The 21,089-nt window shown below is 46.5% G+C and carries 30 protein-coding genes; 23 read left to right on the top strand and 7 right to left on the bottom strand.

Annotated features, from left to right (window positions below; genetic code table 11):
• Window positions 1-19: 19 nt before the first annotated feature.
• The gene (locus tag Pmgp_RS05985) at window positions 20-838 is read right to left on the bottom strand and encodes a formate dehydrogenase accessory protein FdhE (protein ID WP_134213069.1); all 819 of its coding nucleotides are present in this window, start codon (window positions 836-838) and stop codon (window positions 20-22) included.
• A 230-nt stretch (window positions 839-1,068) separates the two neighbouring features.
• On the opposite strand from Pmgp_RS05985, the gene Pmgp_RS05980 reads away from it, so the two are divergent.
• The 4 genes from Pmgp_RS05980 to Pmgp_RS19670 all read left to right on the top strand — a co-directional run bounded on the left by Pmgp_RS05980 (window position 1,069) and on the right by Pmgp_RS19670 (window position 3,815).
• Window positions 1,069-1,851 carry a ribonuclease HII gene (locus Pmgp_RS05980; RefSeq protein ID WP_134213068.1) on the top strand — a complete coding sequence of 261 codons (783 nt, stop codon included), beginning with the start codon at window positions 1,069-1,071 and terminating at the stop codon, window positions 1,849-1,851.
• Window positions 1,848-2,210 carry a YraN family protein gene (locus tag Pmgp_RS05975; RefSeq protein ID WP_134213067.1) on the top strand — a complete coding sequence of 121 codons (363 nt, stop codon included), beginning with the start codon at window positions 1,848-1,850 and terminating at the stop codon, window positions 2,208-2,210. Before Pmgp_RS05980 ends, Pmgp_RS05975 begins: the two co-directional genes overlap by 4 nt.
• Window positions 2,211-2,508: 298 nt before the next feature.
• Window positions 2,509-3,507: an arsenic resistance protein gene (locus Pmgp_RS05970; RefSeq protein WP_134213066.1), complete on the top strand. Its 999-nt coding sequence runs from the start codon at window positions 2,509-2,511 to the stop codon at window positions 3,505-3,507.
• 137 nt (window positions 3,508-3,644) lie between these two features.
• On the top strand, window positions 3,645-3,815 hold the full coding sequence (locus tag Pmgp_RS19670) for a hypothetical protein (protein WP_192902810.1): 171 nt from the start codon (window positions 3,645-3,647) through the stop codon (window positions 3,813-3,815).
• 98 nt (window positions 3,816-3,913) lie between these two features.
• Here the strand turns inward: Pmgp_RS19670 and Pmgp_RS05965 are convergent, their stop codons facing one another.
• Complete coding sequence (locus Pmgp_RS05965) at window positions 3,914-4,528, bottom strand: deoxynucleoside kinase (RefSeq protein ID WP_134213065.1); 615 nt, start codon at window positions 4,526-4,528, stop codon at window positions 3,914-3,916.
• A 207-nt stretch (window positions 4,529-4,735) separates the two neighbouring features.
• On the opposite strand from Pmgp_RS05965, the gene Pmgp_RS05960 reads away from it, so the two are divergent.
• Together Pmgp_RS05960 and Pmgp_RS05955 are read left to right on the top strand one after the other, a co-directional pair.
• Window positions 4,736-5,461: a peptidoglycan recognition protein family protein gene (locus Pmgp_RS05960; protein WP_134213064.1), complete on the top strand. Its 726-nt coding sequence runs from the start codon at window positions 4,736-4,738 to the stop codon at window positions 5,459-5,461.
• A gap of 286 nt (window positions 5,462-5,747) precedes the next feature.
• The gene (locus tag Pmgp_RS05955) at window positions 5,748-6,149 is read left to right on the top strand and encodes a hypothetical protein (protein ID WP_153189190.1); all 402 of its coding nucleotides are present in this window, start codon (window positions 5,748-5,750) and stop codon (window positions 6,147-6,149) included.
• 41 nt (window positions 6,150-6,190) lie between these two features.
• On the opposite strand, the gene Pmgp_RS05950 is transcribed toward Pmgp_RS05955, so the two are convergent.
• Window positions 6,191-7,747 (bottom strand): YifB family Mg chelatase-like AAA ATPase, encoded by a 1,557-nt coding sequence (locus Pmgp_RS05950; protein ID WP_134213062.1) that lies wholly within the window; start codon window positions 7,745-7,747, stop codon window positions 6,191-6,193.
• A gap of 1,083 nt (window positions 7,748-8,830) precedes the next feature.
• On the opposite strand from Pmgp_RS05950, the gene Pmgp_RS05945 reads away from it, so the two are divergent.
• A complete protein-coding gene (locus Pmgp_RS05945) occupies window positions 8,831-9,145 on the top strand; it encodes a hypothetical protein (protein ID WP_243119744.1) in 315 nt (104 codons plus the stop codon).
• A 20-nt stretch (window positions 9,146-9,165) separates the two neighbouring features.
• Here Pmgp_RS05945 and Pmgp_RS05940 read toward each other — a convergent pair whose 3' ends face one another.
• On the bottom strand, window positions 9,166-9,501 hold the full coding sequence (locus Pmgp_RS05940) for a DNA glycosylase family protein (RefSeq protein WP_192902809.1): 336 nt from the start codon (window positions 9,499-9,501) through the stop codon (window positions 9,166-9,168).
• Window positions 9,502-9,819: 318 nt separating this feature from the next.
• On the opposite strand from Pmgp_RS05940, the gene Pmgp_RS05935 reads away from it, so the two are divergent.
• The 6 genes from Pmgp_RS05935 to Pmgp_RS20535 all read left to right on the top strand — a co-directional run bounded on the left by Pmgp_RS05935 (window position 9,820) and on the right by Pmgp_RS20535 (window position 13,122).
• Window positions 9,820-10,125 carry a hypothetical protein gene (locus Pmgp_RS05935; RefSeq protein WP_134213060.1) on the top strand — a complete coding sequence of 102 codons (306 nt, stop codon included), beginning with the start codon at window positions 9,820-9,822 and terminating at the stop codon, window positions 10,123-10,125.
• A gap of 104 nt (window positions 10,126-10,229) precedes the next feature.
• The gene (locus Pmgp_RS05930) at window positions 10,230-10,457 is read left to right on the top strand and encodes a hypothetical protein (RefSeq protein ID WP_134213059.1); all 228 of its coding nucleotides are present in this window, start codon (window positions 10,230-10,232) and stop codon (window positions 10,455-10,457) included.
• Entirely contained in the window at window positions 10,451-10,957 is a 507-nt protein-coding gene (locus tag Pmgp_RS05925; RefSeq protein ID WP_134213058.1) for a GNAT family N-acetyltransferase, read from the top strand. Before Pmgp_RS05930 ends, Pmgp_RS05925 begins: the two co-directional genes overlap by 7 nt.
• 171 nt (window positions 10,958-11,128) lie before the next feature.
• Complete coding sequence (locus Pmgp_RS05920) at window positions 11,129-11,788, top strand: metallophosphoesterase (RefSeq protein WP_134213057.1); 660 nt, start codon at window positions 11,129-11,131, stop codon at window positions 11,786-11,788.
• Window positions 11,789-11,820: 32 nt separating this feature from the next.
• Window positions 11,821-12,213, top strand: coding sequence for a hypothetical protein (locus Pmgp_RS05915; RefSeq protein ID WP_205077958.1), 393 nt, complete (start codon window positions 11,821-11,823; stop codon window positions 12,211-12,213).
• A 219-nt stretch (window positions 12,214-12,432) separates the two neighbouring features.
• A complete protein-coding gene (locus Pmgp_RS20535) occupies window positions 12,433-13,122 on the top strand; it encodes a phosphatase PAP2 family protein (protein WP_134213056.1) in 690 nt (229 codons plus the stop codon).
• 58 nt (window positions 13,123-13,180) lie between these two features.
• Here Pmgp_RS20535 and Pmgp_RS19665 read toward each other — a convergent pair whose 3' ends face one another.
• Together Pmgp_RS19665 and Pmgp_RS05905 are read right to left on the bottom strand one after the other, a co-directional pair.
• The gene (locus Pmgp_RS19665) at window positions 13,181-13,336 is read right to left on the bottom strand and encodes a hypothetical protein (protein WP_192902808.1); all 156 of its coding nucleotides are present in this window, start codon (window positions 13,334-13,336) and stop codon (window positions 13,181-13,183) included.
• A gap of 30 nt (window positions 13,337-13,366) precedes the next feature.
• Window positions 13,367-14,545: a C40 family peptidase gene (locus Pmgp_RS05905; RefSeq protein WP_134213055.1), complete on the bottom strand. Its 1,179-nt coding sequence runs from the start codon at window positions 14,543-14,545 to the stop codon at window positions 13,367-13,369.
• 446 nt (window positions 14,546-14,991) lie between these two features.
• Between Pmgp_RS05905 and Pmgp_RS05900 the strand changes: the two genes are divergently transcribed.
• The gene (locus tag Pmgp_RS05900; protein ID WP_134213054.1) at window positions 14,992-15,267 is read left to right on the top strand and encodes a hypothetical protein; all 276 of its coding nucleotides are present in this window, start codon (window positions 14,992-14,994) and stop codon (window positions 15,265-15,267) included.
• Window positions 15,268-15,324: 57 nt separating this feature from the next.
• A complete protein-coding gene (locus tag Pmgp_RS05895) occupies window positions 15,325-15,609 on the top strand; it encodes a hypothetical protein (protein ID WP_134213053.1) in 285 nt (94 codons plus the stop codon).
• Here Pmgp_RS05895 and Pmgp_RS05890 read toward each other — a convergent pair.
• Complete coding sequence (locus tag Pmgp_RS05890; RefSeq protein WP_134213052.1) at window positions 15,606-16,544, bottom strand: isoaspartyl peptidase/L-asparaginase family protein; 939 nt, start codon at window positions 16,542-16,544, stop codon at window positions 15,606-15,608. The genes Pmgp_RS05895 and Pmgp_RS05890 overlap by 4 nt on opposite strands.
• A 138-nt stretch (window positions 16,545-16,682) precedes the next feature.
• On the opposite strand from Pmgp_RS05890, the gene Pmgp_RS19660 reads away from it, so the two are divergent.
• From Pmgp_RS19660 to Pmgp_RS19655, 8 genes are all read left to right on the top strand, one after another.
• A complete protein-coding gene (locus Pmgp_RS19660) occupies window positions 16,683-16,847 on the top strand; it encodes a hypothetical protein (protein ID WP_192902807.1) in 165 nt (54 codons plus the stop codon).
• Entirely contained in the window at window positions 16,848-17,096 is a 249-nt protein-coding gene (locus tag Pmgp_RS05885; protein WP_134213051.1) for a DUF1294 domain-containing protein, read from the top strand.
• A gap of 263 nt (window positions 17,097-17,359) precedes the next feature.
• Window positions 17,360-18,076 carry a sigma-70 family RNA polymerase sigma factor gene (locus tag Pmgp_RS05880; protein WP_134213050.1) on the top strand — a complete coding sequence of 239 codons (717 nt, stop codon included), beginning with the start codon at window positions 17,360-17,362 and terminating at the stop codon, window positions 18,074-18,076.
• Window positions 18,077-18,086: 10 nt separating this feature from the next.
• Window positions 18,087-19,154 carry an anti-sigma factor domain-containing protein gene (locus Pmgp_RS05875; RefSeq protein ID WP_134213049.1) on the top strand — a complete coding sequence of 356 codons (1,068 nt, stop codon included), beginning with the start codon at window positions 18,087-18,089 and terminating at the stop codon, window positions 19,152-19,154.
• 355 nt (window positions 19,155-19,509) lie between these two features.
• Window positions 19,510-19,632 (top strand): hypothetical protein, encoded by a 123-nt coding sequence (locus Pmgp_RS20530; protein ID WP_282432879.1) that lies wholly within the window; start codon window positions 19,510-19,512, stop codon window positions 19,630-19,632.
• Window positions 19,633-19,694: 62 nt separating this feature from the next.
• Window positions 19,695-20,240: a reverse transcriptase domain-containing protein gene (locus tag Pmgp_RS20060; RefSeq protein ID WP_205077956.1), complete on the top strand. Its 546-nt coding sequence runs from the start codon at window positions 19,695-19,697 to the stop codon at window positions 20,238-20,240.
• Complete coding sequence (locus Pmgp_RS20825) at window positions 20,215-20,535, top strand: reverse transcriptase domain-containing protein (RefSeq protein WP_205077954.1); 321 nt, start codon at window positions 20,215-20,217, stop codon at window positions 20,533-20,535. Before Pmgp_RS20060 ends, Pmgp_RS20825 begins: the two co-directional genes overlap by 26 nt.
• Window positions 20,536-20,836: 301 nt before the next feature.
• Window positions 20,837-20,977, top strand: coding sequence for a hypothetical protein (locus Pmgp_RS19655; protein WP_192902817.1), 141 nt, complete (start codon window positions 20,837-20,839; stop codon window positions 20,975-20,977).
• The last annotated feature ends 112 nt before the right edge of the window (window positions 20,978-21,089 follow it).

Here is a 21,089-nt window from a genome sequence, read left to right as displayed (position 1 = left end):
AAACTCCTGCAGGTGAACATTATTTTTCATGTTCCGGCGCCGGTTCGTCAACCTGCTGGTTGAAATAACCTTCACGCATGGCCAGGACATCCAACTGCACTGTATTGATATCCTCCCAAAGCAGGTTCAAAGGTTCACCGCCTGCTTTATTTTCATCGACGGTTTTGATATAACCGCGGCATTTTTCACAAAAATAAACGCGGTACTTTTCCATCCCTTCGACCGTAAAAAACTGGGACTCATTGTTTGTGCAGTACGGGCAGCCAAGGCGGTGAAAACGCCATTTAATCTCACATAAACCGCAGAAAAGCTGACGTTTGCCGGTCCCTTTTTCCAACAGGGACAGGGTGGGTTTGCCGCCGCAAACCGGGCAGTTTCCCTGCAGCCACTGCTCAAGGTCATAGAGTGATTGCGCCTTCAGGGCATATTGCAGCATGAACGGCTTAACAGTGTGATTGAGTAAGAAACCAAAGGTTTCCGCCGGAAGGTCTTGCTTCAGTAATGATAGCAAGTCGGTACCCGGCTTAAAAGCCGCGGCCACAAACAACTCCTGCTGTTCAGGCTGGGCAGGCAGGGCGGCTTCAATTTGCTCCAGTTCCCCGGCCAAATCCGGCATGAATTTTTTAATTACTCCGGCAACTTGATGCAGGGTAACAAAAAAATCGCCGGCTTTTACCTGGGGCGGGCAGATGTTAAGCAAAGGGGTCGATGCGATCATGCCCGATTGTAATGCTTCAGGGGCAGGGGATGCAAAAGTTATGGCGCCCTCCGGCACTTCAACCTTTAAAAATTCCTGATTAAAGTCCACCAGTACTTTCTGAAGAGATTGGTCCAGCATATAACCGCCTGCTTTCGTTATAGAGTATAATTCCCAGATGCTTTTTCACTTATGGTCTGCCAAGAATATAACAAGCGAAAAAATGCTTGTCAATTAATTTATTTATCCTCTCAAATCTAAACCTACAAAAAGTGCCAAATATTATATAAAACCATAAAATATTTTTTCACGGCAGGTAAAATTGTCCTTGGCAACAAAAACATAATGTAACAGTGTTAGGAGGTTGTCAATTGGACCTGTCAAACTTAACTGTTAATGAGATCAAGAGGATAGCGGGCAGTCCGGCAGAAGTAAGTGAGGACCTGCTTGCAGCCCTGCTGAGTGACTCCAGATCAGGTGTGCGGGATATATACAGGAAATTAATGCGGGCCAGAAGCGCGGCGGAAGCGGAAAAACAACGCCTGGCCAGGATGCTGTTGTATGAGAATGATTTGAAAGCCAGGGGCATTCACCCCGTGGCGGGGGTTGATGAAGCCGGGCGCGGGCCACTGGCCGGTCCGGTGGTGGCCGCTGCCGTAATCCTGCCTGACGGTACCTTTCTCACCGACTTGAATGACTCAAAAAAACTAACCGCCGCCAAGCGTGAGGTCCTGGCCGGGCAGATCAAAAAGACAGCTCTGGCCTGGTCGGTGGGGATCTCTTCAGTGGAGGAGATTTTTGAGGAAAACATCCACCGGGCCGGCCTGAAAGCCATGCTCAAGGCAGTTTTGGGGCTGGAACTTAAACCTGCCCATGTGCTGGTGGACGGTTTTAAAATTGACCTGCTCGAATGCCCTCAGACGCCCATAATTGAGGGAGACGGCCTGAGCGCCTCCATCGCCGCCGCTTCAATCATTGCCAAAGTAACCAGGGACAGCCTGATGGACTCCTACCACGAGCTTTACCCGCAGTATGGCTTTAACCGCCATAAAGGCTACGGTACACCGGAGCACCTCGCGGCACTTGCCGAATTTGGCCCGTGCCCGATCCACCGGGCTGGGTACAAGCCCGTACAGGAGTGTCTGAACCTATGACGATACGCAGAAAGCAGTTGGGCTCAAAAGGAGAAGAGGCCGCCTGCCAGTATTTGAAAAAGAACGGGTACCGTATCCTTTGCAGGAATTACAGCTGCAGCCTGGGCGAAATAGACATAGTGGCGCAGGAAGGCGAGTATCTGGTGTTTGTCGAGGTGCGCTCAAAGAGCAGCGAAGGGTTTGGGCTGGCCGAGGAGAGCATAACCAAACGCAAGCAATCCAGGCTAAGGCAGTTGGCCTGGTATTACCTCAAAGCCGAAAGGAAGACCGGCAGCGACTGCCGTTTTGATGTCATTGCCGTGGAATTTGACCTTGATGACAGGGTTAAACGGCTGGAACATATAGAAAACGCTTTTTAAAAATAAATATGATTATTCCTTTTCTCAGTAACATACTTGGGTTGCCTTGCAAGTCTTTTGCCAATGAAACAAATTGACAGGATTTACAGGATAATAGTTTAAGGAATTCAGAATTCAGAATTCAGTAGTCAGAAGTTTAAAGTCAAAAGTCTAAAATCAGAAATAAAAAAGATCTTATATATTCAGTCTCCTGACTCCTGTATTCTCTTTGTCCTTAAAAATCCTGTCAATTTGTTTTATCTTTACACTGAGCTAACCGTATAATCATTAGAATAAATTCTATACGAGGAGATTGCAGTTGAAAAAAATTAATCTTTTTTTCCTCCCGTCCCGCAACATAACACTGACCATTCCTCTGGTGCTGACGGTGGGGTTTATAGCAGGGCTGTTTTGGGATACCGGCGTGCTGAAAAACTATTTGCTGACAGCCACAGTGCTGATGATCTACCCCACCATGATCGGGTTTAAGATCAAGGAAATAGTGGACCTGAGCCACACCAGGCTGCTGCTTGCCGCGTCAGTGATCAACTTTGTTCTGGTCCCCGCGCTGGCTTACATCCTGGGTGTGCTTTTTTTGCTGGGTGACCCGCAGCTTTTCGCCGGCCTGGCCATTGCCTCCCTGCTGCCCACCTCCAACATGACGATAGCTTTCACTCATTTCGGCAAGGGGAATGTGCCGGCCGCTGTCAAACTCACCGTGCTCAGCCTTGTCGCCGGCTCGCTGCTGGCGCCCTGGTACCTTCTGGTAATGGTCGGCGGCTATATCCATATAGATCTGCTGGCTGTGCTGAAGAACATCTCCATAGTGGTGTTCCTGCCGCTCTTCCTGGGGGTCTTCACTTATCATCTTTTACTGAAGAAATACTCCCAGGAGCAGTTTGAAAAGTCGGTCAAGCCCTGGCTGCCGGCGGTTACCGCCTGGGGAATGGTGTACATGCTTTTTACCGGTATCAGCACCAACGCCCGCCTGATTGTTTCACAGCCTGGCCTGCTGCTCAGCTCGCTGCTGGTCTGGGTGGTTTTTTACTTTGTTAATTATTTTATTTCCATAAAAGCAGGCAGACTTTTTTTCAACAGGAAGGACTCGGTCACCCTTGTTTTCGGCACTGTCCTGCGCAACCTGGCGATTTCAATCGGCCTGGCGGCAGCGTCTTTTGGTGTTACCGCGGCTTTTATGGTTTCGCTCGCTTTTTTATTTCAGGGCCAGTCTGCCGCCTGGTTCATCAGGCTTAATGACAAGTATAAGATTTTTCCTGAAACCGGGCGCCATATGCTGAAAACCAGACAGGCAAAATAAGAGGTGGTAGTATTGTGCGAATAAACTCGCACCTACAATTAATTAATTTTTTATGATTGTTAATAATGTGGTAATAAAACCGTAAGATTTATGTTTTACCTTGTATATATTGAAAAAACTAAAAGGGGGTATGTGCGGTGATGAACAGGGATGAATTGTTGGAGGCCATGGAAAACACCATAAATGATATTAATCAGGTTAAAGAAAAAATCAATCAAACTGGTGAGCCGAGCATATTGGACCAGCTGCGGCGTAAGCTGAAGGAACTGGTGGACCAGCACTTCAGGCTGATCGACCAGTTGGGTTGATAGGATAAAATAAACCGGCTTGACCGGTTAAGATACTATTATAGAAATTTTCTTAGTAAATTGCTCTCTTGGCGGGAGCAATTTATTATTTTTGAGATTTATAGGTTGATGGCGTTAAGAACCGTACTGACAATGAATTCCTGATCTTTTAAATTATTAACGAAATCCAGGCTGTCCACATCAATAGTCAGGAGGGGGGAAAGCCTGTAGTTCTGGTAATAGTCGCTGTATTCCTGATGCAGGGCCCGCCAGTAACTTTCAGCAACCATGAGTTCGTCGGGCCTGCCTCTTTTTTTGATTCTCCGCATGGCCTCTTCAGCCGAAACATTAAGATAGATTACGATGGAAGGCGGCTTTAACGATTCTATCAGGTTATTGAAAAGTGATTTGTAGACATAGTATTCCTCAGGTTTGAAATCACCGGACTTATAATAGAACGACGCAAAGATGGGATCGGAGTAAATGGACCTGTCCATAATCACTTTGCCGAGTTTTAGCGCTTCTTTATATTGGACAAACCTGTTGTTGAGAAAACTGATCTGCATGGGGAAGCACCATTCTTTTCCCTCGGTAAAGAATTTTCCCAAAAGGTCGTTTTCATCCCTGAAGATTTCCTCATATGGAACCAGGTTAAGCCTGGCGGCAATGATTTTTAAAAAAGATGTTTTACCTACGCCGGTCATACCGTCAATTACCACAGTAATATCAGACAAAACTCATCACCCCGTGCCCTAACGATACCGTTAATATTCAACAGTTGGAAAACCAATCCCTTTAAATGATATTTCCACCGCATCTCAATATTGCAAAAATATTTATAGTATTGGATTTCTCTGGCAGGATAAATGCAAAATATGTAAAATTTTACTGTTATATCGTCTGGTTATTTTCACTAAGAAAAAACGAAGGGAGGAGTGTAAATGCAGGAGTATGAAATAATACAGGACTTTTTGCAGTTGGGCAGAGAGTATAACCGTCCAGGAACAGAACTGGTCCCGCAGGGCTTAACTGTTCACGAAACGGCTACGCCGGGAGCTACAAGCAATAATGAAAGCGCTTATTTCCATAATGCTTATAGGGAAGCTTCCGCGCACTTTTTTGTTGATTACAGCGCCATTGTCCAAATAATACCTGAGGATGAAGTTGCGTGGCATGCCGGGCCTACTGCAAACAGAAGGTTTTTATCTGTGGAACTGTGTCATTTTACCGATCCCGAAAAATTTCAGGAAGTGTGGAAACGTGGGGTATGGCTGGCGTCAATGCTTTGCCGGAAATACCAGTGGGAACCTTCTAATATGAATCAACTGAACAGCCATGCCTGGGTAAGCGAACAATGGGGAGAGACCGACCACACAGACCCGGTAGGCTATTTTCAAATGCACGGCAGGACCTGGGAAGACTTCGTGAATGACGTGGCTAAAAACATGCAGGGAGTGATAGAGCCAATGGCCAAGCTTATTGAAAAAGAGCCCTGGAAAATCGAGCAGGGCATTGCGGCGATCAAGAACCTGTCATTACGCGGCATTCTGGTTGAGCCAGACCAGCATATTGCAAAATTAAAGGATGCGGATGAGAATTCATTGGACTGGGTGTTGTTTGTCGGGCTGGACAGGATCGCTGAAAAAGCTGGGATTAAGAAAGAATAATTTAGTTTTCAGATAAAAGCAAAGTGGCGTTTCCTGTTTGACACATGGCCGGGTAGGCTGATAAGTCCTTTACCAGTTTTAGCATAGCCCGGTCTTTTTGTTTTGCCTGGACCTTTTATAAGCTGCCAAACCCCGGGTGAAAATTTGCCTTGAATTTTACATCGGATAGATTGAAAACAGAATAAATGTTCGACAAATTCATGCGGCAGGATTTTATAAGTTGATCAAGAAGTTCAATAGCAGCGGCAGTTCATGAATTAACCTTCGTCCGGAAAGGTGTAAATACATGAAGGAAGGCAGCATAAATAAAAAAGGGCCGAAGAAAAGTATATGGGCTTTGTTCAGAGATGCCCTTGATGAGGCCATGGAGAAAGATTCCGTTCAGCATATCCGGAAGACTTATGATGAAATTCTGGATGCAAAAGAGGAACATGGGGTCGAGCAAGGCCTTTTCGTGGTAAGCCTTTCGGAAGAAGCACAGCAGGATCCCGTCCGTCAGATCAGGGAAATATATGATAAAAAAATGGAACCTCCCGTCAGAGCGGGGGACAGGCCACCGTCCAAAGATCCTTTCCAGAGTGTCAGAGAAAGCTACCTGCAGCTTTTTGAAAGAAAATTTGATCAGGCGGACGCTGAGAATGAAGGAGAAAAACAAGACCACAGGCCCTGGTGGAAAAGGTTGTTTTAGCATCTGAATCAAAAAAACAGAGGGCACCTGTCATAATCAACCTAAAGTAATAAGCTTCTGTCAAGGGAACGATACTGCATAGCCTCCGCCAGGTGGTGTTCAGCTATTAGCTCGGAGCCTTCCAGGTCTGCAATGGTAAGCGCTACCTTTAAAATCTTGTCATGTGATCTGGCGCTCAGGGAAAGCCTGCCAAAGGCGTCTTTAAAAAGACTGCGGGCTGCTTTTGTCATAGCGGCATACCGCCTGATTTCCTTTGGCCCCATCTGGGCATTACAGGCAGGCGGCTGGCGGCTGCCGCCTTCTTCCGTTTGCTGGCGAAACCTGGCCCGCTGGCGCTCCCTGGCGGCCTCGACCCTGTTTTTAATGGTCTGGGAGTTTTCCGGCTTTTCGGCGGCGGAGATTTCCTCGTATAGCAGCCTGGGCACTTCAATGCTTATGTCAATCCGGTCCAGCAGCGGGCCAGACAGGCGCGTGATATACCGTTGCGCCTGGTTAGGAGTGCATGAGCACTCGCGCACAGGGTCGCCATAGTAGCCGCAGGGGCATGGGTTCAGCGCGCCGACCAGCATCAGCCTGGCCGGGTAGGTTAAGGAGGCACTAACCCTGGAAATGGTCACCACCCCGTCTTCAAGGGGCTGCCGCAGAGCTTCCAGGGCGTCTTTTTGAAACTCGGTCATCTCGTCCATAAACAATATCCCCTGGTGGGCCAGGCTGATTTCACCGGGGCGGGGTATCCTGCCCCCGCCGACCAGTCCTATGGTGGAAGCGGTGTGGTGCGGTGACCGGAACGGCCTGTTGGTAATCAGAGGCAGTCCCGGCTTGAGCAATCCGGCCAGACTGTAAATCTTAGTCACCTCTATGGATTCCTCAAAGGTCATCTCCGGCAGTATACCCGGCAGGCGGCGCGCCAGCATGGTTTTGCCCGAACCCGGGCTGCCCACCATGATCAGGTTGTGGGCTCCGGCAGCCGCAACTTCAAGCGCCCGCTTGGCAGACTGCTGCCCTTTAACATCCGAAAAATCCAGTTCACTGACCCTGCTGCTTTTCATAAGTTCTGTCAGATCAACCTGACAGGGGTTTATTTCAATTTCACCCCGCAGAAAACCGGCCAGCTCAGCAAGGCTGCCCGCGGGGAAAATATTCATTCCCTCAACGACAGCAGCCTCGGATGCGTTTTCCGCCGGTACTACAACCTCACTTAAAGAGGACTCCCTGGCTGCCAGCACATTTGGCAGGGCGCCTGTTACCGCCCGCAGGGCCCCATTGAGGGAAAGCTCGCCGATATACACAAAATGACCGCACCGCTCCGGTGGCAGCTGTTCGGTGGCCGCTAAAATTCCCACGGCTATTGGCAGGTCGTAGATCGGACCTTCTTTTTTTAGGTCGGCGGGGGCAAGGTTAACAGTAACCCGCTTAACGGGAAATTCGAGGCCGGAATTCTTTATAGCGGCGCGGACACGGTCCTTCGATTCCCGCACTGTTGCGTCCGGCAGCCCTACTATGTCAAAGCCAGGCAAACCCTTGGAAACATCAACTTCAACCTCCACAACTTGGCCTTCCAGGCCGTACAGGACAGTACTCCTGACTATAGCTATCATCGGGGCCTCCAAAGATACCAATTTTTTAACAATTGTTCGACCACTGCTTTGCTTATTGCTTCCGGATAATGAAGCTATTGGCTAGTGTTTCTTTGTCATTATCTAAGAATACAAAATGGCAATTCCAAATAAATAAAATGGTGTTTAAAATGCAATAAATAGACAGGCTCATAAGATGGTCATGAAATGTCGCCATTTGTCGAAACGCCCCAAAACCACAACGACCACCCTTCTTGGGCGGTCGTATTATTACCACTTTCATCCTTGATTCGGTAGTTTTCGGTAAATCCCTTCTTGTTTCCTTTTGAGATTATCTAAATTCTACCTTTGAAAAAGGTGTTTTTGGCATACTCTTCATTAATACGAGCCGGGTTACTTTTTTACCTATCATTGAATTCAACCCCTTCATTTAGGAATTAAACTAGGAAAACCAACTCTCTCATGGAGTTGTTTTTCCTCCCGTTTTATCCTTTATTCAACGTTTTTAGTTGAACTCCTTTTATTTGGTGGGATTTCCCCCCTTTAGGAAAGCGTTCCAATTAAAAGCGGGAAATGGTAAAATAAACGAGAAGTAAAAAATAGTACAGCCGGTAAAAAAAGTGTGGTGTTAGAATTTTTTAACGGAGAGTACTCTTAAAATTACTTCGCCGTGCAAGCCACTGCGCTACAACTACCGTTGTGATTTTACTTTGCTAAGGCTTTCAAAATGTTACTTATCCACATAAATGAAAGTACCCAGCGGTATGCATTGCGCCTAGTGACCAGGGTATGCTAATACCAGACTGAAATATCTCTTCTCTCAGCCCTCCTCCGGGAGGGTTTTCCATTTTCCGACAAAACCTTTTGAAAAAGATAATTAAAGGAATATAACAAATATAGTGGAATTGAAATTATTGCCTTTGTCAGCTACGGAAATAAGCCGTTTGGTTAAACAAGTAAAAAGAGGGATGTTATAAGTAAAGTTAATGATTATTTGCTGTAATTCTTAATTTTATTAAGTTTAACAAATAAAGATTGATAATTTGGCTATTATAGTAGTATAATTTTACATACCCTAAAAAAAACAGCCAAGAATATGGAGGTATGGCAGAATGGCATTTGAAATTTACAAACCTAGAGAGAAAAAGGTTAAAAAAGGAATTCATTGTTTCATTATCAAAGAATGCAATTGTGCTCAACAAACATGTGTGTGAAAAACTGCAGGCACAAAAAATTGAATTAGCTTATGATAAGGATACCAACACTATAAGAATCAAGGCTTCGGATGAAGGGCAAACATTAAAGAAAACAAAGGTATTCGCAAGAGGTTTCTTCAACCATTTCGGCATTGATAAGAAGGGCAAGTTTATTGGAAGGTATGATGAGAGCGAACAAGCAATATATGTAGACATAAGCTAGAGTTAAAGACGTGAAAATTGTTAAGAACAAGTACAACGGGAGTGTACCATGTTTTGTGTAAATGGGTAAAGCCACCGAATATCGGATAAACTAATAAAGGCTCTTACCTGGCCAGGAGGATAGGGCTCTGCTGGCTTCATGTATAAAACTTTCCGCTTGGAAATTCCAACCCCTCTTAAATCCTCATCAGCCAGGGACAGGATGGCCTGAGGTTCAATATCAGCACATAACCGGGTAATCCTGCTCCAGATTGTCCTGGCAACCTGAACGGAAAGCTGCTGGCCGGTGATCGCCCTCAGCAGTGAAGAAAAGTAATCTTTCCTGAGGGTTAGCGTGCAGGCACCAACCAGATTCATTAAATCTCCTAATCTGGGATCTGAAGCCGATAGTTTTATAATGGCTGTGTTTTCTTTATGGAAAATAATTTTAGGCATAATTATCAATTCCTTTAGTAGTATAGGCAAAAGGCTTTTATGTAATATTATAGAACAATTTGTCGGAAATTAATTAATCTTAACTCCGAGGACATTATAAATATTTGTAGAAGTCGAATAATAATTAAGAAAAGGGGGGTAACAACCGAGCTATAATAAAAAAGTATTGATAAATTAGCTGTTATAGTAGTATAATTTTGCATATGTAAAAAATAACCAAGAATATGGAGGTTGTGAAATATGGTATTTGAAATTTATAAACCCAGAGGGGAAAAGGTTAAAAAGGAATTTATCGTATCATTATCTAAGAACGCGATTGTCCTTAATAAACATGTGCGTGAAAAACTCCAGGCCCAGAAAATTGAATTAGCTTATGATAAAGATACCAAAACTATTAGAATCAAGGCATCGGATGAAGGTCAAACATTAAAGAAAACAAAGGCATTTGCCAGGGGATTTTTCAACCATTTCGGCATTGATAAAAAAGGCAAATTCATCGCAAGGTACGATGAGAGCGAAAATGCAATATATGTGGATATAAGCTAACCTGCTGGCAATGCAGGTTTTACTTTAAGATACTAATTAGTAATGACTAATACACTATTATTTAGTTTAAGGCACTCTAACTATACTGGAGGGTCTTATTCTTTTTGGATGTAGCTTACCATTTTAGTATTGTCTATAACTGGTTTCAACATTACAGCAAGGATTCTTTGAAAAGAGAATTTGAAGAAAACAATCTGCAAATTATTGAAACATATTCTGATGTTGCTGGTAAAGAGTATGACTCTGAATCACCGGAATTGGCAATCGTCGCACAAAAAAAGAATGGCCTTCATGTCCTGTTAATGAAAACGGGGGTAGATCATAAGTGCTGATCAGAAGAGAAAAACCGGAAGAATTTTCACAAATATATGATTTGGTAAAAGTTGCTTTTCAGACGGCAAAAGTTGCAGACGGCAAGGAGCAGGATTTTGTCAATCAACTGCGCGGCAGCGGTAATTATATACCGGAGCTTGCTCTGATTGCTGAGGAAAACGGCAAATTGATTGGACATATAATGTTGACAAAGACTTGTATCGTAAGCAGCAGCACTAGATTTGAAACACTTCTTCTGGCGCCGGTTTCAGTTGTTTTGGAGTACAGAAATAGAGGGATAGGTTCCGGTTTAATAAAGGAAAGTTTCAGATTGGCAAAAGCAATGGGATACACGTCCGTCATGCTTGTTGGGGACCCTGCATATTACCATAGATTTGGTTTTAAAGGCGCATTTAATTTTGGGATCAAAAGTAGATACAATATCCCTGATGAATATGTAATGGCTTGCGAATTAGTACCGGGCGCCTTGTCTGGAATCAGCGGAACAGCTGATTTTTAAATTAGTATATGTGCTATATATCTTAAAACCGTCTGAGTTCCGGCTGAGATTATGCTTAAAATCAGCAGCTACTGAATACAAATTTCGTCTTGTTATTATTAAGAATTTGTGTTAGTATACTAATTATTCCAAATAATCAGACAAAGCGGAGAGAAGGCAAGAAGAGTTTTTATGCAGTATGTATTATCCGACCTTCACGGAAAATATGAAGGGTTTATGACTTTGTTGGATAAAATCGGCTTTGGTGACAGTGATAAGATGTACATCCTGGGCGATGTAATAGATAGGGGCGAAAAGCCCATCGATTTACTGGAATACATAACGAAGCAGAGTAATATGGAGTTGATTCTGGGCAACCACGAAGAGATGTTTCTGTCCTACCTTTCCAGAGGAAAGAACTCAACAATGGATTTATGGGTGGATAACCTGGGCGGTACGACTCTCCAACAGTATGAAAGGCTTTCCCAGGAAAGAAGAAATAACGTTCTTGACTACCTTCAGAGCACGGATTTATATAAGATGGTGGGCAATTTCATTCTGGTGCACGCCGGAATAAACATCTCGGACTCAAAGGACAGTACGGTAGAAAAAATAATGGAGTCACAGAAAAAAGACGACCTGCTCTGGATCAGGAGCGATTTTTACAGGAGAAGTGCTTTCGCGGGGAGAACTGTTATCTTTGGTCACACACCCACCTCGGTCCTGCACGACAAAAATTACATTTGGTTTGATGAGAAATATGGCGACAAAATTGGTGTTGACTGCGGAGCAGCCTATGGCGGAAAAATTGGCTGCCTCAGGCTGGACGACATGAGAGAGTTCTATGTTTGATTCTATGATTCTTAATATCAGGGAGTTTTTAGATGGGAATAATAATGAAATATGCCTTAGCTTGGGTTGGGCTTGTAATAATAGCAATTCTTAATGGAGGGGTCCGTGAAAAATGGTATCGCCCTCACATGGGTGAGCTTACCGCCCACCAGCTTTCCACTCTCACCGGCATTATGCTATTCGGCGTATACATTTGGATCCTTACAGGAATCTGGATTATAGGATCAGCTGGGCAGGCATTTGCTATAGGTGGAGTTTGGGTTGTTCTCACAATAGTGTTTGAATTCATTTTCGGTCACTATGTTATGAAACACTCCTGGGACGACCTGTTGTACAACTATAATTTGCTTAAGGGCAGACTATGGGTATTGGTGTTGGTCTGGACCTTACTTGCCCCTTATGTTTTCTACAGCCTTCATTCCTAAAACTTGATTCAAAAAAAACTCTGTCTTAGACGTCCCACCTGTACGGGTGGCCTTCTTTTTTGTTGTCTGGGATGCCAACGCTTAAACTATTCTCTATTGATTCAGAGACTCTTCTTGTAAGTTTTATAATAATTATAAGAACTATTGATCTGGCAAAATAAAAAAGATAGTATTATTAAGGTTGTTTTGTTGGAATAGATTCTTACAGAGGGTGTGAGGGTGATCAGACTCGAAGGATTAAAAAACTCTTTACATAGCTCACCCCTGGGCAAACTGGGTTCACGCCTGACCTGGGGAATTGCGGCATGTTCTTTGCTTCTGCTGGTGTTTGCAAAACTGGTAGAGGATCTTTTATATCAAGAGCTTGGTTTGTTTGACATGGTGGTGGGTGATTTCATCCGCAGTTTTGCCAGCAGCGGTGCAACCAGTGCAGCTGTTGTCATAACCCAGGCGGGGTCTGCGTCAGTGGAGATTAGCTTGATGCTGTTGGTGGGATGGTACTTGCTGTTTCGTTTGAAACATAAATGGGAAGCAGTGGTACTATGCGGCAGCCTGGCTGGCGGTTGGCTGTTGAATACTGTGCTTAAACATACTTTTCACCGCACTCGCCCGGATATCCAGCACCTGATCGAGGTGGGCGGCTACAGTTTTCCCAGTGGGCACGCCATGATCTCCACAGCTTTTTACGGGATGCTGGGTTATTTACTGTGGCTTAACCTGCGTGAGCGGGCAAAGCCGGCCTGGCCTGTGGTCATAATAACCCCGTGCCTTATATTTTTCATAGGGGGCAGCCGTGTTTACCTTGGCGTGCATTTTCCCAGTGATGTAATCGCCGGCTTTGCGGCGGGAGGCGCTTGGCTGGCAGTTTGTATCATCGGCCTGGAAACAATCAGGAAGAACAAAAGTTAAAACCCCGGCTGGCTGCTATTATAACAGAGCCGGGGTCTTATAAACATTACAAAACAAATTACTTGCGGCTGTCGGTATTAATTACGTCGCCGCATTTTCTGCACTTGAAAAACCTGTAAACTGAATCCTCGTCTTCAGTAGTAAAAAGATGTTGCGTCTCACCGCCGCACTCACAGTCGAATTCACTCTCAGAGTGGTTTTTTCCTTGTTCCATTAAGAACATCTCCCAGTAAATTTTTTGTGGTTACCTGAGATAGCGGCACGCTCCCAAATACCTTGCGCTGTAATATGATGCAGATAATGAAGTAATGGTGACATCTCCCGTGCCTGAGCTGGAATGTATGAACTGATTATCCCCTATGTAGATGCCGACATGCGAAGGACCAGCTTCATAAGTGGAGAAAAACACAAGGTCTCCCAACTGCGGCTGACTTACCTTGGCGCCGGAGAAATATTGCTCATCCGCCGCACGGGGAATACTGATACCAAAGTGGTTAAACACATAATAAGTGAAACCTGAACAATCAAAACCTGATGGTGATTTGCCCGCCCAGACATATGGTGTGCCTAAGAACTGCTTGGCGAAAGCGACCAGGGCCGGGGCTTTGCGGTCCACATCCCCCCTGTTGGGAATAGCTGACCGGGGTTTTGCCGACTGCAACGCTGTCAGGGTTGCCAGGCCGGCGATGCCGTCAATCTCCAGGTAATTATCTGCCTGGAAAATGGCTACGGCGCTTCGTGTCCCCGCACCGAATTTACCATCGAGAGGTCCCTGGTAGTAACCCAGCTCGCTCAGTCTGGTCTGAAGTTTTAGCACGTTGTTGCCGGACATGCCTTCCTTGTAAGGCGGCTGAGCATTGTTTTGGGTTGTGTCAGTCCTGGTCGATGTATCACCTCTGGAAACTTCTGAACTGATCAGACTCAGCGCTCTCAGCGTGTCCATGCCGGCAATGCCGTCGGCAGCCAGCTGGTTGGCTGACTGAAAGCTGGCCACGGCGCTGCTTGTGCCGGAACCGTATGAGCCGTCCAGAGCGCCCTGATAATACCCCAGGTCATGCAGTCTGGCCTGCAGTCTAAGCACCATGGTGCCCGACGAACCAACTTTCAGCGGGAGCTGGTCACCACCGGAAGGTGCGCTGGTAATGTCCAGAGCCGTGAGTGTGGCCTGGCCGGCAATACCGTCGGCCTCAAGGTTGTTGTCAGACTGAAAACTGATTAAAGCACTGCGTGTTCCGGGGCCGAATGATCCGTCGAGAGCACCCCGGTAGTACCCCAGGTCGCACAATCTTGCCTGCAGATTAAGCACACTGTCCCCGGACATGCCTTCTTTAAGCGCTTCTCCTTCAGCATATACAGGCAGGCTTAGGCTTAAAAAAACTACTGTTGTCAACAGCAAAACAAAAATAATAAAATTTCTCTTCATATTTAACCTCACTTTATTTTGGTTTGTGAAACTAATTTTTTAAAATCGCCAAATTGTATCTTTTGGTTATACTTGTTCTTTCGCCCAACACATCGTAAATTCCTTCATAAAAATACAAAATTCTTAAAATTATTGGCAAACTGGCAAAAAAGCAACAGGATTTTCAATGCCCGCTAATTTTAAATACCATATTTATTCAGTAATTTCTAGCAACTGACAAAAGGAAAGAGCAAACGAGCATTGAATAAAATATATGCGGATCCTGGCATAATTTTGGCGGATAATTTGGGGATAAATATATTTGATGACAGTCTGATCCCTGGCCTCAACTATAAAAAATGCTTATAATAACGGATAATTTAAAAACAGATGATGCCGGAAATTTAGTAAATACTGGTGAATGAAGTAAAGATTTAGCATAAACATTATTTGGAAGGAATGATAAAATGGCAGAGTATTTGGTTATTAAAGTAGAACAACTTAATAAAAAAGAAGATGATTTTGAAGAGAGGGAAGTATTCTATTTCGAACATTATGCTGTCTTAAATGAAGACCTGTTCAGGGAGACAGAACCGAAGTCAGCTGTAATATCAGCTGCTTCAGGCCATAAATTTGATGTGGTTCCAGGTATTTATAAGTTAGTTTTCCTGGAGGAAGAGCATGATCGCAATACACTAGTATCCGCCGAATTCCTCAAAAAGGTAGACCTTTGGCAGGAATAGGCTGCAAGCAAATCATACTTTGATATATAGAAATATATGTTGCTGAGAGGCGATTAGATGAGTAAGATCTATACCACTGTCCATCATCCTGATGCGGGCCAGGGTCTGCTATGGTTTGAAATAAAGGGCAAAAAAATATACACAGCGGGGCAGCACCCTGATGGTCCGGGTGTACTGCCTTGGTTTGAGATTGTGGGAAGCTCTGTTTATGCCACCGAGCATTGTCCTTACAGGAAGGTTACGCTGCCGTTGTTTACCATAATGTCAGGCGGGCTGTATACTACAGATTATCACCCGGATGGAAAAAACATGTTTCCCTGGTTTGAGATCAGAGAACCCTAATGCATCGATATGCTGCCCCGTATATTGACCGGTTCAAATCTGTCCAGTAATTTGCCGTCAACTACAACAACTACCGGGTATTGGCCGGCATTAAAGGCTGATCCGATCTGCCCCTTTGCATCTATAGACAGAATTCCTCCCTCGACTTTTTTTAGCTTATAAAGCCTTTTCAGGGCAAGTTCCACAGCTTCCTGAGGCGACGCGCCCGCCGATATTTTTTCATCGATGAACTTGGCAGTGAGTGTTTCTATAAATGCTTCTCCGACACCGGTGCACACCGTGGCGCTGGTCCCGGAGGCAAAGATGCCGCCGCCCAGGCTCGGCGTGTCACCAACCCTGCCAGGTTTTTTTAATGAGCAGCCGCCTGTGGAAGAAGCCGCTGCGAGGCCGCTGCCGTCCCAAGTCACACACCCCACCGTGTCGCCCCTGTACTCAAGGCCGGTGAATAAATTTTGCGTCGGCGTCTCGCCTCGCGCCAGGCTTTCCCGGGCTTTGCGCCAGGCCTCCAGCTGTTCTTCAGAGATGCAGTTAACCTTCGGAAAACCATGCTGGCGCGCGAACTTAAACGCTCCGTCCCCGGCTAAGATGACCTCATTGGTCTTTTCCATCAGCACGCGGGCCACCGAAATGGGGTTTTGAATATTGCGGATAGCTGCGACAGCGGAAAAACGTACGGTCGGGCCGTCTACGATGGCCGCGTCCATCTCAACTTCTCCATCCATATTGAGTACAGAGCCGTAGCCGCAGTTGAATTTAGGCGAGTCCTCCAGTGCCCTCAGCACCGCCTCCAGCGCCTGGGTGCGGCTTTTTGCCAATAGCCCGTATCCCAGCAGAGCCGCCTCCTGCAGAACTGCCATGTACTCTTTTTCCCTGCTTGTGTCCAACCCGCCGTGTAATGCTATAATTCCCATGCCTTTAGTCTGGGCATAGTGCATTTCTTCTATGCATAATATTTTCTCACTTTACTTTAAGACTTTTTGAATTAAATACAGGAAAATAATAACCGGCATAGAATAAAACGGGTATAAGCAGTATCGGTTTTTTTCTCTTAAACATTAATTGAGGGAGAAGCTGTGAGAGAAAACAGGGAAACAGTGGCGCAGTATGTGCAAATATACACATCTGTTTGTCCTGAATGCGGCAGGACATATGTTTCAGGCGGCAGGACTACAACTATTACAGCACCAAAACAGTCTCAGGCGGAGGATACAGGCTGGCTTATGGACCAGTATATATAAATGATTATATATATCATAGCTGTTAACTTAGCTGCCTTTTTGATGATCTGGTATGATAAGGTCTTGGCCAGGTTCGGCAAATACAGGATCCCTGAAAGCCGTCTTTTGCTAGTGGCCCTGGTGGGCGGTTCGGTTGGTTTATACCTGGGAATGCATTTGTTCAGGCATAAAACTAAGAAACCGCTTTTCATAATTGGTGTCCCTGTGATTTTTATCGCCCAAATATTGATTTTCCGCAATTTTCATTAGTTGTTAGTCAGTACTGCCTGATTTTTTAGATTGCCTGCGTTTTGAATGAATTTATACGAATACCTTTTCTTAGAAGAAAATTTGCCATTAACGCTTCCGGAGAACGAACTATTGTACTGCCGGTTTTTTATTTTAGCGTGGATTATCTTTTAGGCCCCTCAAAAAAGCCTCATTTTTCGTATAAAAAGATAGGAGTGGTCTACAGCCAGCCCCTATAGCACACGGAAAAGAGGTGTTCCGCAGGCAAAAAGGGGAGTGAAAACTTGCATCCTGTACAGGTTGAAGAGGATATCAGAAAAATCAAAGAAGGTGACCGCTTACTCAGGGAAGATTTCCTGGACAACAATAAAGCTTTTATCCATAAAATTGCTTGTAAATTCTCCAGGCGGTATTTGGAATGGGGCAGGGATGATGAGCTTGCTGTTGCCCTGGTGGCTTTCAACGAAGCCATAGATCGTTTCCGCGCGGACACGGGGGTCCCTTTCCCGGCTTACGCCAGGATCGTTATTATGAGCAGGCTCACTGACCACAGGCGGCGGGAGAACAGGAATACTTCCGTTGAGGTTCCCCTGCCGCAGCAGGGGGAAGAATCAAACAGCGCGGAATTCAGTAAAGCCTGGGAAGTTTATTTGTTGGAAACCGCTGCCAGGGAAAGGGCGGAAGAGATTAGGGAGTATGAAGGATTGCTGAGAGAATACGGCGTGTCATTTGAAGATCTGGTCAAGTGTTCACCGAGGCACCGTGACACCCGCCGTTCCCTGATCTTTGCCGCCGCGGAACTGACCAAAAGGGAGAACCTTTTAAAAGAGTTCAGAGCTAAAAAAAAGCTGCCGCTGATGGAGTTGGAGAATTGCACCGGTATTAGCCGCAAGACTCTGGAAAGGGGCCGCAAATATATAATTGCCATTTCACTTCTTATTTCCAGGCAGAATGACTTTCTGCACCTGAGTTCTTACCTGAAATTGCCTGTCGAGGGATAGGAGGCCTAAGATGGAAGAGCGTGGTATTGTCACTAAGATCAAAGGGAAATCGTGTATAGTAATCACTCCTGAAGGTGAGTTCAAGAAAGTTCCGCTGCCCGGCGGTGGTTTAACCGAGATTGGCCAGGAGATAACTTTCAGGGAAAAAAGAGAAGTTCCATACCTGAGACATTTTGTGTTGGCCGCTTCAATGCTGCTGGTTTTCATTCTTGCCGGCAGGTTTTATTCCAGCCAGGCTCCGGAAGCCTCCGCCTATATGACCATAGATATTAACCCCAGTATTGAGCTGGCGGTGGCAAGTGACGGGACAGTGGTTTCAGGCAGCGGCCTGAACAGTGACGGTGTAGCCATAATTTCAAAAGTTAAGGTAAAAGGCCGTGCCCTGCCCGAGGCGGTTGAGCTGATTATAAAGCAGGCTATCACCGATGGTTATTTGTCTGCCGGGCAGGACAATGTTGTACTGGCGACCATCACCTTTGATAATGGTGACGATGCCGCGATAGATTTGGAGTCTGTCTACGGGGCGATTAGAGAACCTATGGACACAGGCGGCCTGGACGCTGAAGTGATCATCACACCCGTACAGCCTGAAGTGCGCCGGGAGGCATTAAAATCCGGCGTATCCACCGGCAGGTTCCTTTTGCTCCAGAAGTCGGCCGAAAAGAGTATAGAATTCAGCGCCGGCGAAGTGGGGACTATAAACCTGGGTCAACTGGAAAAAGAGAAGAAGTTTTCTATCATTCACCTGTTAAACGACTCGGAACAAGGAGCTGATACCGGCAGTACGGGAGAACAGGGAAATATGCCGGACCGACGGGGAATTTTTGTTGAGCGCTATAACCCGTCAGGCAAAAATATACCAGGAGCGGATAAAAAGCTGGATCAGGAAGACAATGCTGCTGACAACAAAAAGCAGGACAAAGATAACGGCAAAATAAATATGCCCGGCCATGACTTAAATAACGGAAATAAGGAAAAGGATTCCCAGCGGGATGAAAACAGCGGAAAATCCAAGGGCAGGTCAAACAATAAAGATGACCGTTCCGGCGGCGACCAGGGCCGCAACGGCAACCACTAACATATCCAAAACTACGTGAGATAAGTGAGACAAGGGAAGTGAGACAAGGGTGAGACAAGGGGACGGTTCGAAAGCGCCGGGATAAACCGGCATAGAGTAGGGGATGAAAGAGCCCTACGTGGAAGGTGAAGCTGCACCACCACGGCCCCGAGTCATGCGCGGGTGGTCGTGAGGCCGCACGTGAAGCGTTGACAGGGGGAAACGCAGGCCAGCCATTGAGCTCCGAAATCACCCTTCCGGGGTGCCGACCTCGTGAACCGGCAGGGAAGGCAATACGGTATAACGGCGTAAAGAACGCAGCGAGCCGTATACCGGCCCCGCGGAGTCAGAGACCCTGAGCATGCGTGGACACTCTATGTTCGAGAACCGGGAGATCTCAGCGGCACCCATTGGCGCAAGATGCCGGCGGGTCGGCCAGGGAAGGCCCGTGGCCGTAATCCTGGCATGTACGCCGCTGAGAAGCCAGACACCGGTATAGTACCGAAGAAGGTGCCGAACAAAATTGGTTAACCGATGGCGGAGGCGCTGGAGGGAAGGCCGGTGACCAAGGGAAATTCTGAAGAGACGACTGCGAACTGTACGCAGAGACAGGGGGAAGCATTGAGCGGGCTTGACAGAATACGTGAAGCAGCGAGGAGAGACAAGAACCTCCGTTTCACCAGCCTAATGCACCATGTTACAGTCGATCTGCTCCGGGAGGCGTATAATGCCTTAAAGCGAAATGCGGCACCCGGAATAGACGGGGTGACATGGCAGCAGTATGGAAATAAACTGGAGGAAAATTTGTCAAACCTCCACCAGCGTGTGCAAAGTGGCAGATATCGCGCAACGCCCTCAAAGCGGGTCTGGTTACCCAAACCGGACGGGAAGCAACGCCCCATCGGCATAGCTGTACTGGAGGATAAAATAGTTCAACAGGCAGTAGTATGGGTACTAAACCAGATATACGAAGAGGACTTTGTAGGTTTCAGCTACGGATTCCGACCGGGACGCAGCCAGCACAACGCACTGGATGCACTATGGGTAGGAATCACACAGCGGAAAGTAAACTGGGTATTGGATGCAGACATACGCAGTTTTTTTTGACACCGTTGACCACGAATGGCTGATGAAGTTCATGGAGCACCGTATTGCAGACTCACGGGTGCTTCGCCTAATTCGCAAATGGCTCAGAGCGGGAGTATCCGAAGATGGCCAATGGTCAAAGACGACGGTGGGCACACCTCAAGGGGCAGTTGCATCGCCAATTCTGGCGAACATCTACCTGCACTATGTTTTTGACCTGTGGGTAAACCACTGGCGAAAGAGACAGGCCCTTGGAGAGGTGGTTGTCGTGCGTTACGCCGACGATCGTGCGCCACGAAGGCGCAGGGCTGCATGAGAGCCCTAAAGCCATGCTTAATCGAAGATGAGGGAAGGCCCCTCGGAGCCGCCATGCAGGTGGAGGCTTCAAACCACCGTAAGCTGCTGTGGACAAAAGCCATGGTAGTGAGCGTTACGGAAAAGGCGGAGCGAGACTTCGTCAGGTATGTGCCAATGGAGACGAACACCAGTGAACCGTTGATAAAGTGTCGAAAGCGTAGGAACGTCATCAAAACCGGGGGGTAGTCGTTAACCCGGGATAAATCTGGAGGAAACCTGTTTACCGGCCAGGTGGTGACCGGCATGTAGGCGGCGTGAACGTGGCACAGGCTTTGATTAAGAACGTGGGAACCTGCCCTCCGATGCCAAGGGAAAACTCCAAGCGGAAGACCCGTAAGGACGAAAGTACCGATGCGGAGTGCAGGGGCGGAACAGCCTGTAGTAGTGACGAAGCTCCGTAATGGGAGTGGAGCGAAGGGGCTGTGTTATCCAGTTTTGAACAATGGTCAACCGCAAGGGAGGAGCCAATGAACAAAACAAAGTCGTATGATATCTCCAAGCACGTGGTGTTGG

Origin of the sequence: Pelotomaculum propionicicum, from assembly GCF_004369225.1 — a bacterium.
GTDB lineage: Bacteria > Bacillota > Desulfotomaculia > Desulfotomaculales > Pelotomaculaceae > Pelotomaculum_B > Pelotomaculum_B propionicicum.
The sequence above is the reverse complement of the archived record's forward strand: the minus strand, read 5'-3'. Positions and strand labels throughout refer to the sequence as shown.